Origin of the sequence: Streptomyces sp. NPDC050085 (assembly GCF_044460595.1) — a bacterium.
Taxonomy (GTDB): Bacteria; Actinomycetota; Actinomycetes; order Streptomycetales; family Streptomycetaceae; genus Streptomyces.
Genome location: NZ_JBITJZ010000005.1, coordinates 532,415 through 547,227 on the forward strand (window position 1 = coordinate 532,415; position 14,813 = coordinate 547,227).

General features: G+C 72.6%; 17 protein-coding genes. 15 read left to right on the forward strand and 2 right to left on the reverse strand.

Going from position 1 to position 14,813, the window contains the following annotated elements:
• Positions 1-108: 108 nt before the first annotated feature.
• The 12 genes from hisD to ACIBUY_RS22105 all read left to right on the forward strand — a co-directional run bounded on the left by hisD (position 109) and on the right by ACIBUY_RS22105 (position 11,049).
• On the forward strand, positions 109-1,470 hold the full coding sequence (gene hisD, locus ACIBUY_RS22050; RefSeq protein WP_399153397.1) for a histidinol dehydrogenase: 1,362 nt from the start codon (positions 109-111) through the stop codon (positions 1,468-1,470).
• Positions 1,467-2,585: a histidinol-phosphate transaminase gene (locus ACIBUY_RS22055; protein ID WP_399153398.1), complete on the forward strand. Its 1,119-nt coding sequence runs from the start codon at positions 1,467-1,469 to the stop codon at positions 2,583-2,585. The genes hisD and ACIBUY_RS22055 overlap by 4 nt, the downstream gene beginning before the upstream one ends.
• Complete coding sequence (gene hisB / locus ACIBUY_RS22060) at positions 2,582-3,175, forward strand: imidazoleglycerol-phosphate dehydratase HisB (protein ID WP_365564322.1); 594 nt, start codon at positions 2,582-2,584, stop codon at positions 3,173-3,175. The genes ACIBUY_RS22055 and hisB overlap by 4 nt, the downstream gene beginning before the upstream one ends.
• 2 nt (positions 3,176-3,177) lie before the next feature.
• The gene (locus tag ACIBUY_RS22065; RefSeq protein ID WP_365564319.1) at positions 3,178-3,342 is read left to right on the forward strand and encodes a hypothetical protein; all 165 of its coding nucleotides are present in this window, start codon (positions 3,178-3,180) and stop codon (positions 3,340-3,342) included.
• A gap of 11 nt (positions 3,343-3,353) precedes the next feature.
• Complete coding sequence (hisH, locus tag ACIBUY_RS22070) at positions 3,354-3,992, forward strand: imidazole glycerol phosphate synthase subunit HisH (protein WP_365564316.1); 639 nt, start codon at positions 3,354-3,356, stop codon at positions 3,990-3,992.
• A gap of 32 nt (positions 3,993-4,024) precedes the next feature.
• Positions 4,025-4,750 (forward strand): bifunctional 1-(5-phosphoribosyl)-5-((5-phosphoribosylamino)methylideneamino)imidazole-4-carboxamide isomerase/phosphoribosylanthranilate isomerase PriA, encoded by a 726-nt coding sequence (priA, locus tag ACIBUY_RS22075; protein ID WP_399153494.1) that lies wholly within the window; start codon positions 4,025-4,027, stop codon positions 4,748-4,750.
• Positions 4,747-5,151 carry a Rid family hydrolase gene (locus ACIBUY_RS22080; RefSeq protein ID WP_399153399.1) on the forward strand — a complete coding sequence of 135 codons (405 nt, stop codon included), beginning with the start codon at positions 4,747-4,749 and terminating at the stop codon, positions 5,149-5,151. Before priA ends, ACIBUY_RS22080 begins: the two co-directional genes overlap by 4 nt.
• The gene (gene hisF, locus ACIBUY_RS22085; protein WP_365564310.1) at positions 5,148-5,903 is read left to right on the forward strand and encodes an imidazole glycerol phosphate synthase subunit HisF; all 756 of its coding nucleotides are present in this window, start codon (positions 5,148-5,150) and stop codon (positions 5,901-5,903) included. Before ACIBUY_RS22080 ends, hisF begins: the two co-directional genes overlap by 4 nt.
• Positions 5,904-6,065: 162 nt before the next feature.
• Entirely contained in the window at positions 6,066-6,956 is an 891-nt protein-coding gene (locus ACIBUY_RS22090; protein ID WP_365564308.1) for a dienelactone hydrolase family protein, read from the forward strand.
• A 102-nt stretch (positions 6,957-7,058) separates the two neighbouring features.
• Positions 7,059-9,071 (forward strand): LuxR C-terminal-related transcriptional regulator, encoded by a 2,013-nt coding sequence (locus tag ACIBUY_RS22095; RefSeq protein ID WP_399153400.1) that lies wholly within the window; start codon positions 7,059-7,061, stop codon positions 9,069-9,071.
• Positions 9,072-9,154: 83 nt separating this feature from the next.
• The gene (locus ACIBUY_RS22100) at positions 9,155-9,730 is read left to right on the forward strand and encodes an ArsR/SmtB family transcription factor (protein WP_399153401.1); all 576 of its coding nucleotides are present in this window, start codon (positions 9,155-9,157) and stop codon (positions 9,728-9,730) included.
• Positions 9,727-11,049, forward strand: coding sequence for an MFS transporter (locus ACIBUY_RS22105; RefSeq protein WP_399153402.1), 1,323 nt, complete (start codon positions 9,727-9,729; stop codon positions 11,047-11,049). Before ACIBUY_RS22100 ends, ACIBUY_RS22105 begins: the two co-directional genes overlap by 4 nt.
• Here ACIBUY_RS22105 and ACIBUY_RS22110 read toward each other — a convergent pair.
• Together ACIBUY_RS22110 and ACIBUY_RS22115 are read right to left on the reverse strand one after the other, a co-directional pair.
• On the reverse strand, positions 11,042-11,437 hold the full coding sequence (locus ACIBUY_RS22110; protein ID WP_365564298.1) for a VOC family protein: 396 nt from the start codon (positions 11,435-11,437) through the stop codon (positions 11,042-11,044). The two genes, ACIBUY_RS22105 and ACIBUY_RS22110, sit on opposite strands and share 8 nt — an antisense overlap.
• A gap of 28 nt (positions 11,438-11,465) precedes the next feature.
• A complete protein-coding gene (locus ACIBUY_RS22115) occupies positions 11,466-12,101 on the reverse strand; it encodes a TIGR03085 family metal-binding protein (RefSeq protein WP_365564296.1) in 636 nt (211 codons plus the stop codon).
• A gap of 83 nt (positions 12,102-12,184) precedes the next feature.
• Here ACIBUY_RS22115 and hisI point away from each other — a divergent pair, with 83 nt between their 5' ends.
• From hisI to ACIBUY_RS22130, 3 genes are read left to right on the forward strand one after another with little or no spacing between them, the layout of a single operon-like run.
• Entirely contained in the window at positions 12,185-12,550 is a 366-nt protein-coding gene (gene hisI / locus ACIBUY_RS22120; RefSeq protein WP_365564294.1) for a phosphoribosyl-AMP cyclohydrolase, read from the forward strand.
• 11 nt (positions 12,551-12,561) lie between these two features.
• Positions 12,562-14,064 (forward strand): anthranilate synthase component I, encoded by a 1,503-nt coding sequence (locus tag ACIBUY_RS22125; RefSeq protein ID WP_399153403.1) that lies wholly within the window; start codon positions 12,562-12,564, stop codon positions 14,062-14,064.
• Positions 14,065-14,116: 52 nt separating this feature from the next.
• Positions 14,117-14,767, forward strand: coding sequence for a TIGR02234 family membrane protein (locus ACIBUY_RS22130; protein ID WP_399153404.1), 651 nt, complete (start codon positions 14,117-14,119; stop codon positions 14,765-14,767).
• Positions 14,768-14,813: the final 46 nt, after the last annotated feature.

Sequence of the window (14,813 nt, forward strand, 5' to 3'; positions counted from 1 at the left end):
TACTGGTGAAGGTCGTCCTCCGGTGCGGGAACAACGGCTGAAACCGGACGTGTATCAGTCACTGATACGGGCGACCGGCGGCAAAGACGCGTCTGAGAGAATTGGTGCGTGATCTCTCGAATCGATCTGCGCGGCGCCGCCCTCCCCGAGGGTCAGGCCCTGCGCTCGCTGCTGCCCCGTGCCGACTTCGACGTCACGGCCGCCCTGGAGAAGGTGCGTCCGATCTGCGAGGACGTGCATCATCGTGGCGACGCGGCGCTGATCGAGTACGCGGAGAGGTTCGACGGGGTGCGGCTCGCGTCCGTGCGGGTGCCGGCCGAGGCGCTGGACAAGGCCCTGGCCGACCTCGATCCCGCCGTGCGCGCGGCCCTGGAGGAGTCCATCCGCCGGGCCCGCATCGTCCACCGCGAGCAGCGCCGTACCAGCCACACCACGCAGGTCGTGCCCGGCGGCTCCGTCACCGAGAAGTGGGTACCGGTCGAGCGCGTCGGGCTCTACGCGCCGGGCGGCCGGTCCGTCTACCCCTCGTCCGTGATCATGAACGTGGTGCCCGCGCAGGAGGCCGGGGTCGAGTCGATCGCCCTCGCCTCGCCCGCGCAGGCCGAGTTCGACGGCCTTCCGCACCCGACGATCCTGGCCGCGTGCGCGCTGCTCGGCGTCGACGAGGTGTACGCCGCGGGCGGTGCCACCGCCGTCGCGATGTTCGCGTACGGCACCGAGTCCTGCGCCCCGGCGAACATGGTCACCGGCCCCGGCAACATCTGGGTGGCCGCGGCCAAGCGCTACTTCACCGGCCTCATCGGCATCGACGCCGAGGCCGGGCCGACCGAGATCGCGGTCCTCGCGGACGCCACGGCCGACCCGGTGCACGTCGCCTCCGACCTGATCAGCCAGGCCGAGCACGACCCGCTGGCCGCCGCCGTGCTCGTCACGGACAGCGAGGAGCTCGCGGCAGCCGTCGAGAAGGAGCTGGAGCCGCAGGTCGCGGCCACCAAGCACATCGAGGACCGGATCGTGCCCGCCCTGAAGGGCAAGCAGTCCGCGATCGTCCTCGTCGACTCCCTCGAGGACGGCCTGAAGGTCGTCGATGCGTACGGCGCCGAGCACCTGGAGATCCAGACGGCCGACGCCGCCGCGCTCGCCGGACGCGTGAAGAACGCGGGGGCGGTCTTCGTCGGCCCGTGGGCCCCGGTCTCGCTCGGCGACTACGCCGCGGGCTCCAACCACGTGCTCCCGACGGGCGGTTGCGCCTGCCACTCCTCCGGCCTGTCCGTCCAGTCCTTCCTGCGCGGCATCCACATCGTCGACTACACGAAGGACGCCCTCGCCGACGTGGCCCACCACGTGGTCACGCTCGCGGACGCCGAGGACCTGCCCGCCCACGGCGCGGCGATCAAGGCCCGCTTCGAGTGGAAGGTCCCGAAGGAGTCGAAGGAGTCGAAGGAGTCGAAGGAGTCGAAGACCCAGTGACCGGCATCGACGACCTTCCCGTACGCGACGAACTGCGCGGCAAGTCCCCTTACGGCGCACCGCAGTTGGACGTCCCCGTCCGGCTGAACACGAACGAGAACCCGTACCCGCTGCCCGAGCCGCTCGTCGCCCGGATCGCCGAGCGCGTCGCCGAAGCGGCCAGGAACCTGAACCGCTACCCGGACCGGGACGCGGTCGAGCTGCGTACGGAACTCGCCAAGTACCTCACCCGCACCACCGGGTACGCGGTCACCCGCGACCAGGTCTGGGCGGCCAACGGGTCGAACGAGGTGCTCCAGCAGCTCCTCCAGGCGTTCGGCGGCCCAGGGCGCACCGCCCTCGGCTTCGAGCCCTCGTACTCGATGCACCCGCTGCTCGCCCGCGGCACGAACACCGGCTGGGTCAGCGCCCCGCGCCGCGACGACTTCTCCCTCGACGTGCCCGCCGCGATCGAGGCGATCCGCACGCACAGGCCGCACGTCGTCTTCATCACCAGCCCCAACAACCCGACGGGCAACGCGGTGGAGCCCGCGGACGTCCTCGCCCTGTACGAGGCCGCGGGCCGGGGTGCGATGGTGATCGTCGACGAGGCGTACACCGAGTTCAGCCACGGCGACTCGCTGCTCTCGCTCCTCGACGGCCGCCCGAACCTGGTGATCTCGCGGACCATGTCCAAGGCGTTCGGCGCCGCGGGCCTGCGCCTCGGCTACCTGGCCGCCGACCCGGCCGTGGTCGACGCGGTCCAACTGGTGCGCCTGCCCTACCACTTGTCGGCCGTCAACCAGGCCACGGCACTCGCCGCCCTGGAGTACACCGACACCCTGCTCGGCTACGTCGAGCAGCTGAAGAGCGAACGCGACCGCCTGGTCGCCGAGTTGACGGGCCTCGGCTTCGACGTGACCGTCGCCGACGCCAACTTCATCCAGTTCGGCGTCTTCCAGGACCCGCACGCCGTCTGGCAGTTCGTCCTCGACCGCGGAGTCCTCATCCGTGACAACGGGGTGCCGGGACGACTGCGGGTGTCCGTCGGCACCCCCGAAGAGAACGACGCGTTCCTGGACGCGGCCCGCGAAGTGAAGAAGGCCCACATGAACAATCAGGAGCTTGGCGCATGAGCCGCGTAGGACGAGTGGAACGTACGACGAAGGAGACCTCGGTCCTCGTCGAGATCGATCTGGACGGGACCGGCAAGGTCGAGGTGTCGACCGGTGTCGGCTTCTACGACCACATGCTCGACCAGCTCGGCCGCCACGGCCTCTTCGACCTCACGGTCAAGACCGAGGGCGACCTGCACATCGACTCGCACCACACCATCGAGGACACCGCCCTCGCGCTCGGTGCCGCCTTCAAGCAGGCGCTCGGCGACAAGGTCGGCATCTACCGCTTCGGCAACTGCACCGTCCCGCTGGACGAGTCGCTCGCCCAGGTCACCGTCGACCTCTCAGGCCGCCCGTACCTCGTGCACACCGAGCCCGAGAACATGGCGCCGATGATCGGCGAGTACGACACGACGATGACCCGGCACATCCTGGAGTCGTTCGTCGCGCAGGCGCAGATCGCCCTGCACGTCCACGTGCCGTACGGGCGCAACGCGCACCACATCGTGGAATGCCAGTTCAAGGCCCTCGCGCGTGCCCTGCGCTACGCCTCCGAGCGCGACCCGCGCGCCGCCGGCATCCTCCCCTCCACGAAGGGCGCCCTCTAGTCATGAACGGCCTCGCGACCGTCCTCATCGTCCTCGGCCTGTTCCTGCTCGGCGGCGTCTACTCGTTCGTCAAGCAGGGCATGGGCAAGAGCCTGATCACGCTCCTCTCGATCGGCGCCGCCATGTGCCTGTTCGCGGGCGTACTGCGGCTCGACTACTGGAATTGATCCCCACTGCCATGACTGACAAGAAAGTTGTCGTCTTCGACTACGGCTTCGGGAACGTGCGCTCCGCCGAGCGCGCCCTCGCCCGCGCGGGCGCCGACGTCGAGATCACCCGCGACTTCGACAAGGCCATGAACGCGGACGGGCTGCTCGTCCCCGGTGTGGGCGCCTTCGCCGCCTGCATGAAGGGCCTCACCGAGGCGCGCGGCGACTGGATCGTCGGCCGCCGGCTGTCCGGCGGGCGCCCCGTGATGGGCATCTGCGTCGGCATGCAGATCCTGTTCGCGCGGGGCATCGAGCACGGCGTCGAGACGGAGGGCCTCGACGAGTGGCCCGGCACCGTCGAACCGCTCAAGGCCGACGTCGTCCCGCACATGGGCTGGAACACGGTGGAGGCTGCCGCCGACTCGGAGCTGTTCGCCGGGCTCGACGCCGACGAGCGCTACTACTTCGTGCACTCCTACGCCGTACAGCAGTGGGAGCTGGAAACGCTCAACCCGCACATCCGTGCCCCCAAGGTCACCTGGTCCACGCACGGCACGCCGTTCGTGGCCGCCGTGGAGAACGGCGCGCTGTGGGCGACGCAGTTCCACCCCGAGAAGTCCGGCGACGCCGGAGCCCAGCTGCTCAAGAACTGGATCGGAACGCTGTGAGCACCTCTGCGAACACCTCTGTGAGCACCTCTGTGAACAAGCTCGAACTCCTTCCCGCCGTCGACGTCCGCGACGGCCAGGCCGTCCGCCTCGTGCACGGCGAGTCCGGCAGCGAGACCTCCTACGGCTCCCCGCTCCAGGCCGCCCTCGCCTGGCAGACCTCCGGCGCCGAGTGGCTGCACCTGGTCGACCTGGACGCCGCGTTCGGCACCGGCGACAACCGGGCGCTGATCCGCGAGGTCACCGAGGCCATGGACATCAAGGTCGAGCTGTCCGGCGGCATCCGCGACGACGACACCCTCGCCGCCGCGCTCGCCACCGGCTGCACCCGCGTCAACCTCGGCACCGCCGCCCTGGAGACCCCCGAGTGGGTCGCCAAGGTCATCGCCGAGCACGGCGACAAGATCGCGGTCGGCCTCGACGTGCGCGGCACGACGCTGCGCGGCCGCGGCTGGACCCGCGACGGCGGCGACCTCTACGAGACGCTGGAGCGCCTCAACGCCGAGGGCTGCGCGCGCTACGTCGTCACCGACATCGCCAAGGACGGCACGCTGCAGGGCCCGAACCTGGAGCTCCTGAAGAACGTGTGCGCGGCGACGGACCGCCCGGTCGTCGCGTCCGGCGGCGTCTCCTCCCTGGACGACCTGCGCGCCATCGCCGAGCTCGTCCCGCTCGGCGTCGAGGGCTCCATCGTCGGCAAGGCGCTGTACGCCAAGGCGTTCACGCTGGAGGAGGCCCTGGAGGCGGTCTCCGTATGAGCGGGGTACGCCGGGTGCAGTCCGACGTCTCCTACGAGGAGACCTTCGGCTACGCCCGCGCCGTCGAGCTGCCGAACGGGCTCGTCCTGGTCTCCGGCTGCACGTCCATCGTCAACGGGGTGATCGCCGAGGGCGGCCCGTACGAGCAGGCGGTGAACGCCTTCAACGTGGCGATCGACGCGCTCGGGCAGCTCGGCCTCGGCCGCGAGGACGTCGTCCGCACCCGCATGTACCTCACGCACGCGCGGGACGTGGACGAGGTCGGCCGGGCCCACAAGGAGCTCTTCGACACCGTCCGCCCCGCCGCGTCCATGCTCATCGTCTCCGGCTTCGTCGACCCGTCGCTGGTCGTCGAGGTCGAGGTCGAGGCCTTCCGAGAGGTTCGAGAGGTGGCACAGTGAGCCTCGCCGTCCGCGTCATCCCCTGCCTCGACGTCGAGGGCGGCCGCGTCGTCAAGGGCGTCAACTTCCAGAACCTGCGCGACGCGGGCGACCCCGTCGAGATGGCCAAGGTGTACGACGCCGAGGGCGCCGACGAGCTGACGTTCCTGGACATCACCGCGTCCAGCGGCAACCGCGAGACCACGTACGACGTGGTGCGCCGCACCGCCGAGCAGGTCTTCATCCCGCTCACGGTCGGCGGCGGCGTACGGACCGCCGAGGACGTCGACAAGCTGCTGCGGGCCGGCGCGGACAAGGTCGGCGTCAACACGGCCGCCATCGCCCGCCCCGACCTGATCCGGGAGATCGCGGAGCGCTTCGGGCGGCAGGTGCTCGTGCTGTCGGTGGACGCGCGGCGCACGGAGTCGGGCTCGTTCGAGGTGACGACGCACGGCGGGCGCAGGTCCGCCGGCATCGACGCCGTCGAATGGGCGCACCGGGCCGCCGAGTTGGGCGCGGGCGAGATCCTGCTCAACTCGATGGACGCGGACGGCACCAAGGACGGCTACGACATCGAGATGATCGAGGCCGTGCGCAAGCACGTGACCGTCCCGGTGATCGCGTCCGGTGGCGCGGGCCGCCTCGAGCACTTCGCCCCGGCGGTCGCGGCGGGCGCGGACGCGGTGCTCGCGGCCTCCGTCTTCCACTTCGGCGATCTGCGGATCGGTGAGGTGAAGGGGGCGCTGCGGGAGGCGGGCCACCCGGTGCGGTGAGCTCCGCGGGGGTGGGTTTCCTCTCCAACTCGCCGGCGTGACCGGTGATTTCGCCGATGCGGTGGGGGCGGGTGCCGCGGGACTGTTGCCGCTGTCCATGACAGCGGCGGCGCTCCGGGACGGGCGCCCGCCCTTCCGAGAGGAACCCGCATCGTGCACAGGATGCGAACCCGAGCCCGAACCCGCCTGATCCGTACGGGACTTGCCGCCCTCCTCGCGTTCGGCGGCCTTGCCACCTCGCAGAGCCTCACCGCCCACGCGGCCGCGGACAACCCCTATGAACGCGGCCCCGCGCCGACCGCGTCGAGCATCGAGGCGGCCCGCGGACCGTACGCCGTCTCGCAGACCTCCGTGTCGGCGCTGAGCGTCAGCGGGTTCGGCGGCGGCACCGTCTACTACCCGACCTCCACCGCCGACGGCACGTTCGGCGCCGTCGCGATCTCCCCGGGCTACACCGCGTACCAGTCGTCCATCGCCTGGCTCGGTCCGCGTCTGGCCTCGCAGGGCTTCGTCGTCTTCACGATCGACACCAACACCACGCTCGACCAGCCCGACAGCCGGGGCCGTCAACTCCTCGCCGCCCTGGACTACTTGACGCAGTCGAGCGCCGTGCGCGGCCGCATCGACACCAGCCGTCTCGGCGTGATGGGTCACTCCATGGGCGGCGGCGGCACCCTCGAAGCCGCCAAGAGCAGGCCCTCGCTGCAGGCCGCGATACCGCTCACCGGCTGGAACACCGACAAGACCTGGCCCGAGATACAGACGCCGACGCTGATCGTGGGCGCCGACGGCGACACCATCGCGCCGGTCGCCACCCACTCCGAGCCGTTCTACGGGAGCCTGCCGAGCTCGCTCGACAAGGCCTACCTGGAGTTGCGCGGTGCCACGCACTTCACCCCGAACTCCGCCAACACCACGATCGCGAAGTACAGCATTTCGTGGCTGAAGCGCTTCATCGACAACGACACCCGCTACGAGCAGTTCCTCTGCCCGCTGCCCCGAGCGAGCCTCACGATCGCGGAGTACCGGGGCAACTGCCCGCACACGTCATGACGTGAGGGCGGCGCTGTGCGCGGGCACAGCGTCGCCCGGGCGGCTTGGGTCCTGGCCCAACCAGTGCTGCGGGCAAGGGAGTTGACGCCTACGGTGAGTCGAGTGACCGCGAGACGAGTCCTGTTGCTCACCGCAGCCGCGTACGAGAGCGACCCCGAGGAGCCGTGCGTGGACGGCAGGCTCGTGCTGCGGGCCGCCGTCGCCGCGGGTCTCGGCGCGGACGCTCTGGACGCCGCCGAGCGCGCGGGCCTTCAGCGGCACGCGGACGGACGCCTGCGGCTGCCCGGGCGGCGGGCCGTGTACGACGCGGCGCGCCCCGCACCCCGCAGGGCCGCGCACCGTCTGCTGGCGGAGGCCGCCGCGGGGGAGGGGCCACGGCTGACCGCGCTGCTGCACCGGGCGCTCGCCGCGCCCTACCCGGACGCCGAGGCCGGCGCGGCCCTCGCCGCCGCGGCCCGGCTGGCGGGCCCGCCGCACGGCGAACGCGCCACGGCCCTCGCCCACGCGGCGGCCCGCACCGCGGACCCGGGCGAGCAGGCGGACCTGCTCGTCGCCGCCGCCGAGCAGGCACGGCTCGCGGGCCGCCCGCACCGCGCACGCGAACTCCTCGGCCAGATACGGGAGTTGACCCACTCGGACGCCCTCAGGGGTCGGGCCGCCCTGGTGCACGGGATGCTCGCCCTGCGCGACGGGCCGGTGGCCGACGCCCGCGCCCTGCTCCTGCTCGCCGCCCGGCTCTGCCCCTCGGGCGCCCGCGACGCCCGGCTCGCCGCGGCCGAGGCGGCCTGGGCGCTCGGTGACGCGGACGCCTACCGGGAGGCGGTCCAGGGGCCGCGCGCGGGGGCCGTCGCCGGTGACTACGGATTCGGCATGTCCGCCGCGCTCGACGAGCGGTACGCGGCGGGCCGGACCGCGCTGCGCAGGGTCGTCGCCGCCGCGGACGATGCCGCCGCGGACGACGCCGGAGCCCCGCAGGCGCTGCTCAGGGCGGGGGCCGCCGCGCTGGTCGCCGGAGACGTGGCCGCGGCCTGCCGGCTCGGCGGCCAGGCCCTCGCCGCGGCCCGCGCCCACGACGCACGGCCCGAGGTGCCGCGCGCCCTGGAGCTGCTCGCGTACGGCGAACTGCGCGCGGGGCGGCACGGCCGGGCCCGGGCCCACGCCGAGGAGGGGATGCGGGCCGCGCGCGCCACGGGCCAGCGCAACCTCCTCGCCCCGCAGCACGCGATCCTCGCCCTGGTCGCCTCCCTCGACAGCGACGCCGCGACGGTCGCCCGGCACGCCGGGGCCGCGCAGGACATCGCCGCCCGGCACGGCCTCGTACAGACCGCCGCCCTCACCCAATGGGCGCTCGCCCGGGCCGACTTGGCGCGCGGCCGGGCGGCCGAGGCGGCGGCCCGGCTCGGCCCGCTCGTGACACCGGGGCCGCGGTGCGGGCACTTCGCGGTGCGGATGCTGGCGGTGCCGTGCTTCGTGGAGGCGTCGGTCCAGGCCGGTGCGCCGGGCCCGGCGAAGGGCCCGCTCGGCGCGTTCGCGGTGTGGGCCGAGCGCGGGTACGACCCCCAGGCACCGGCCCAACTCGCCCGCTGCCAGGCCCTCTTGGCGAGCGGCGCGAGCGGCGAGGGCGGCGAGGGCGGGGAGGCCGACGCCCCCGCTCTCGCGGAAGCCCGCTTCACCGAGGCCCTGGCCCGCCACGACCGCGCGGGCGGCGACTTCGAACGGGCCCGCACCGCCCTCCTGTACGGCGCCTGGCTGCGCCGCGTCCGACGCCCCGCCCGTGCCCGGGCGCTGCTGCGCGACGCCCTCGTGACCTTCGAGCGGTGCGGCGCCGGGGTCTGGGCGGCCCGTGCCACAGCCGAACTGCGGGCCGCCGGCGAGACCTCTGGGCGGGCTCAACCCCCGGGCAGGCTGGCCGAGTTGACCCCGCAGCAGCTGCGGATCGCGCACTGCGTGGCGGAGGGCGCCACCAACCGCGAGGTCGCACTGCGCCTGTCGGTGAGCCCGCGCACCGTCGATCACCACCTGCGCAACGTCTTCGCGCAGCTGGGCGTCCGCTCCCGCGTGGAGCTGGCCCGCCTCGTGGACCACCAGGAGTCGGGAAGGGGCGCCGGCACTTAGCGGGAAGGGGCGCCGGCACTTAGGAAGGAAAAACTGCGAAAGATTAGTTGCGCAATTTTTCTTTCGCATTTACGGTTGTCGTCATGACGGAAACCCGGCGCATCACCGACGTGGCCACGCTCAAGGCCTTGGGTCACCCCTTGCGGATGCGGCTCTACGGCCTGCTGTACATGCGGGGCACCGGCACCGCGTCCCAGCTCGCCGACGACCTCGACGACGGCACGGCCGTCTCGCTGATCAGCTACCACCTGCGCAAGCTCGCCGACCACGGACTGATCGAGGAGGCCGAGCACGAGGGCGGCGACGGCCGGGAGCGCTGGTGGAAGCCCGCCCAGGAGTCCCTGCGCATCGAAGTCTCCGACTTCCGCGACAGCCCCGAGGGCGCCGCCGCGCACACCGCCCTCAACCGCGTCATGTACGAGGGACGCCGCGAGCACTACCTGCGTTTCCTGGACCAGAAGGCCGGCTGGAGCGCCGACTGGCAGGACGCGTCCGACAGTTCGGACTTCCTGGCCAGGCTCAATCCGGAGGAGCTCAAGGAGCTCAAGGACGAGCTGCACGCCGTCGTCCAGCGCTACACCGAGCGGGGCAAGAGCGCGGACCCCGAGGGTCGCGAGACGGTCTCCGTCCACCTGTACGCGTTCCCGGTCAGGCCGTGACGACGGTGACGATCCTCGACGCGGACACCGCCCGCCGCCGCTTCGTCGCGGTGAACTTCCTGTTCTGGTTCCCCACCGGGCTCTCCATCCCCGTACAGGTGCTGCTCCTCACCGACCGGGGCGTGGCCGTGTCCACCATCGCCGCCCTGTTCGCCGTGCACTCCCTGACGGCCGCCGGGCTCGAACTGCCCACCGGGGGACTCTCCGACGTCATAGGCCGCCGCACCGTGCTCGCCGCGTCCGGCTTGCTCGCGGTCATCGCCCTCACGATGACCGCACTGTCCACAGCCACCTGGGTGTTCGCCCTGGCCATGGCCCTCAAGGGTGCGGGGCGCGCCCTCAACAGCGGCCCCGCCGAAGCCTGGTACGTCGACACCGTGCACGCCCGCCTCGGCCCCGACGCCGATCTGCGCGACGGCCTGTCCCGCGGTTCCGCGGCCTCGTCCGTCGCGCTCGCCCTCGGTACGGTCCTCGGCGGTCTCGTGCCCTGGCTGCTCGGCCTCGGCCCCGACCTCGGCGGCCGCCTCGAGCGGGCCACCGGCGGCTTCGTGACGCCGCTGTCCGTCCCCCTCCTGGCGGGCGCCGCCTGCTGCGTCGGCTACGTCGTCCACGTGCTGTTCGCCCTGCCCGAGCCGCCGCGCCCGGCCGTCACCCTGCGCGCCGTCCTCGCCGACGTGCCGCGCACCGTGGCCGGCGGCATCCGGCTCACCACCCGCGACGGCCTGGTCGCGCGCATCATGCTCACGACGGCGGCCACCGGCTGCGCGCTCGGCGTCGTCGAGCTGTTCACCCCGTCCCGCGCCGCCGACGCCACCGGCGCCGCGTCCTCGGGCGCACTCCTCTACGCGGGTCTGGCCTGCGCCGGCTTCTGCGGGACTGCGTTCGGCAACCGGATGGCCCCCTGGGCGGCACGCCGCGTCAAAAGCGGTGAACGGGCCGTCCTGGCAGGCGAGTTGACCGCCCTGCTCGGCCTGACGCTGCTCTGCGTCACCGCCGCGACCGGGACCGTGGCCCTGGCCGCCGTCGGCTACGTCCTGGTCTACATCGGCCTCGGCGCGATCTCCCCGAGCCTCAACGTCTTCCTGCACCGGCGCACCGACAGCTCCGGCCGCGCCACCGCCCTGTCCGTCCAGTCGCTCGCCCTGCAACTGGCCGCGGCGCTCACCGGCCTCGTGGCGGGCGCCCTGCCCAGCGGCGCGGTGGCCTGGCTGCCGGGCGTCGCCGGTCTCGCGGTCGGCGTGCTGCTGTGGGCGCGGGTCAGGGTCGACCGGCCCTCAGAGCACGCCCCTGAAACCCCGCTCGTGCAGCGGGTCAGCTGACCGGCTGCATCAGCTGGACGTAGTTGCCCACCGTGTCGTCGAGCACCGCGGTGATCACCGGGCCCTCCTCCTTGGGGCCCTGCGTGAACGTCACGCCCAGCTTCTGCAGCCGCTCGTGCTCGGCCGCGACGTCCTCCACCGCGAACACGATGCAGGGCAGCCCCGCCTCGCGCAGGGCGGCGCGGTACGGCTCGGCGATCGGGCCCTGGCCCGGCTCCAGGAGGAGCTCCAGGTCCTGCTGCGCACCGGCCGCGCCCACCGTCACGAACAGCGTGCCGTCGCCCAGGTCGATGTGGTTGCGGGTCTCGAAGCCGAGCACGTCCGTGTAGAACGTGTGGGCCCTGGCCACGTCATCGACGTAGACCTGGGTCATGGCGATCTTGATCATGGGCGCCTTTCCTCGGCCGGGCCTGCCGCTACAGGCCCAGCGCCTTCGTCTCGCTCAGCTGGGTGATCGCGGCCTTGTCCCCCTCAAGCTCCACAGCCGCCGCGTCCTGGCGACCGAGGACGTACATCAGGAGCTCCGACGGCTCACCGGTGACCGTGACCACCGGGGCTCCCTTGTGGGCGACGGCCGTCTGCCCGTCGGGCCGGCGCAGCACGAGGCCGACCGGCGCCTTGCGGCCCATCATCCGGGCCACCCGTTCGAGCCGTGACCACAGCACGTCGGAGAAGACCGGGTCGAGCTCGCGCGGCGACCAGTCGTCCTGCGCGCGGCGCACGTCCTCGGTGTGGACGTAGAACTCCACCACGTTCGCCGCCTCGTCGAGCTGCTTGAGGGAGAACGGCGAGAACCGCGGCGGGCCCGTCCGGATCAGCTGGATCAGTTCCTCGTACGGCTTGTCCGCGAACTCGCCCTGCACCCGCTCCAGACGGGACGCGAGCTGCTTCACCAGGGTCCCGCCGGCCGCGTCGGGGCGGCGCTCGCGCACCACCACGTGGGCCGCGAGGTCGCGGGCGGTCCAGCCCTCGCACAGGGTGGGGGCCTCCGGGCCCACCGCCTCCAACAGATCCGCGAGGAGAAGTCGTTCACGCTTGGCATGGGTCGACATGAACGAAAGCCTACGACCGCCCCCGGAGTCCGGACAGTGGACGTCCGTCAAAGGGGCCCGCGCAGCGCGGCACAATGGCACGTATGACCAGCGAGCTCCCCGCAAACAGCCTCGACCCGGCCATCGCCGCCCGCCTCAAGCGCAGCGCCGACGGCCTGGTCCCCGCCATCGCCCAGCAGTACGACACCGGCGAGGTGCTGATGCTCGGCTGGATGGACGACGAGGCGCTGCACCGGACCCTGACCACCGGGCGGTGCACGTACTGGTCGCGCAGCCGCCGGGAGTACTGGGTCAAGGGCGACACCTCGGGCCACTTCCAGCACGTGAAGTCGGTGGCCCTGGACTGCGACGCGGACACCGTCCTCGTCAAGGTCGACCAGGTCGGCGCCGCCTGCCACACAGGGGCGCGGACCTGCTTCGACGCCGACGTCCTCCCGCTCGCCCAGTAAGGTCGGTCGCCATGGATCTCGAGACCTTCCGCAAGCTCGCGACCGACCGCCGAGTGATCCCCGTCAGCCGCAAGCTCCTCGCGGACGGTGACACTCCGGTCGGCCTGTACCGCAAGCTCGCCGCCGAGCGGCCCGGCACCTTCCTCCTGGAGTCCGCGGAGAACGGCCGCTCCTGGTCCCGTTACTCGTTCGTGGGCGTACGGTCCACGGGCACCCTCACCGAGCGCGACGGGCAGGCCCACTGGCTGGGCACCCCGCCGGTCGGCGTCCCCGTCGACGGCGACCCGCTCGCCGCCCTGCGCGCCACCGTCGAGACGCTGCACACCCCGCGCTACGAGGGCCTGCCGCCGTTCACCGGCGGCATGGTCGGCTATCTCGGGTACGACATCGTGCGCCGCCTCGAGAAGATCGGCCCGGGGGACCGCGACGACCTGCGGCTGCCCGAGCTGACGATGTTCCTCACCAGCGATCTCGCGGTCCTCGACCACTGGGACGGCTCGGTCCTGCTCATCGCCAACGCGATCAACCACAACGACCTCGAGACGGGCGTCGACGAGGCCTACGCGGACGCGGTCGCCCGGCTCGACGCGATGGAGGCCGACCTCGGCAAGCCCGTCGACTCCGCCCCGGCCGCGCTTCCGCCCTCCGAACTCCCGCAGTTCACCGCCCTGTGGGGCGGCAAGGACTACCAGGACGCCGTCGAGGACATCAAGGAGCGGATCCGGGCGGGCGAGGCCTTCCAGGTCGTACCCTCCCAGCGCTTCGAAACCCCTTGCACGGCAAGCGCGTTGGACGTCTACCGCGTCCTGCGGGCCACCAACCCGTCGCCGTACATGTACCTGTTCCGCTTCGACGGGTTCGACGTCGTCGGCTCGTCGCCCGAGGCCCTCGTCAAGGTCGAGGACGGGCGCGCCATGGTCCACCCCATCGCGGGGACGCGACCGCGCGGCGCAACTCCCCAGGCCGACCAGGCACTTGCCGACGAACTCCTCGCCGACCCCAAGGAGCGCGCCGAGCACCTGATGCTCGTCGACCTCGGGCGCAACGACCTGGGCCGCGTCTGCGAACCCGGCTCCGTCGAGGTCGTCGACTTCATGTCCGTCGAGCGGTACTCGCACGTCATGCACATCGTGTCGACGGTCACCGGGCAGGTCGCGGACGGCCGCACCGCCTTCGACGTGCTCACCGCCTGCTTCCCCGCCGGCACCCTCTCCGGCGCCCCCAAGCCGCGCGCGATGCAGATCATCGACGAACTCGAACCGTCCCGGCGCGGCCTGTACGGCGGCTGCGTCGGCTACCTCGACTTCGCCGGCGACTCCGACACCGCCATCGCCATCCGCACCGCGCTGCTGCGCGACGGCACCGCCTACGTGCAGGCGGGCGCGGGCGTCGTCGCCGACTCGGACCCCGTCGCCGAGGACACCGAGTGCCGCAACAAGGCCGCCGCGGTGCTGCGCGCCGTCCACACGGCGAACCGGCTCGGCACGCCGGCGGACGTGTCGGCGGATGTGTAGTGACCCACGCCTCCCGCCCCCGGGGCACACGCAGCTGTACAGACAGGCGATAGTGGAGTACGTGACAGCCCTACCGCACCCCCGTACCGAAGCCTCCGAGACCGCCGGGCCGAGCAACAACAGCCGGCGCAGTCTCGGCGTCGCCCTGTTCCTCGGGGCCGTGGGCGCCGCGGTCGCGCTGCTCGCGTCCCGCCAGGAGTGGTGCTCCGGCGTCGCCGCCGTCGCCGGCGGCAAGCTGCCGCTGGCCGCCAAGGGCAGCGACGTGACGGGCGTCCCCGCGGCGCTCGCCATAGTGGGCCTCGCCGCCCTCGTCGCCGTCTTCGCGGTGCGCAAGGCGGGCCGCATCCTCGTCGCCGCACTGCTCGCGCTGAGCGGCGCGGGCGCCGTCGCCGCCGCCGTGCTCGGCGCGGGCGACAGCTCGGCACTCGACGAGAAGGCGGCCGCGGCCTCCGGCAACTCCGCCTCCACCATCGACGCCCTCACCCACACCGCCTGGCCGTACGTCGCGGCCGGCGGCGGTGCGCTGATCCTGATCGCGGGGATCCTCGCCGTCGTCTACGGGGCGGCCTGGCCCTCGATGGGCGGCCGGTACGAGCGCGGCGGCGCCCCCCGGCCCCGTCAGCAGAAGGCCGTCGACCCGGACCGCCCCGAGGAGCTGTGGAAGGCCCTCGATCGCGGCGAGGACCCGACGGGCGCTGCCTGACCCCGCGTTCGTCCCGTACGCGCGCGTACGGGACAATGCATGTGAA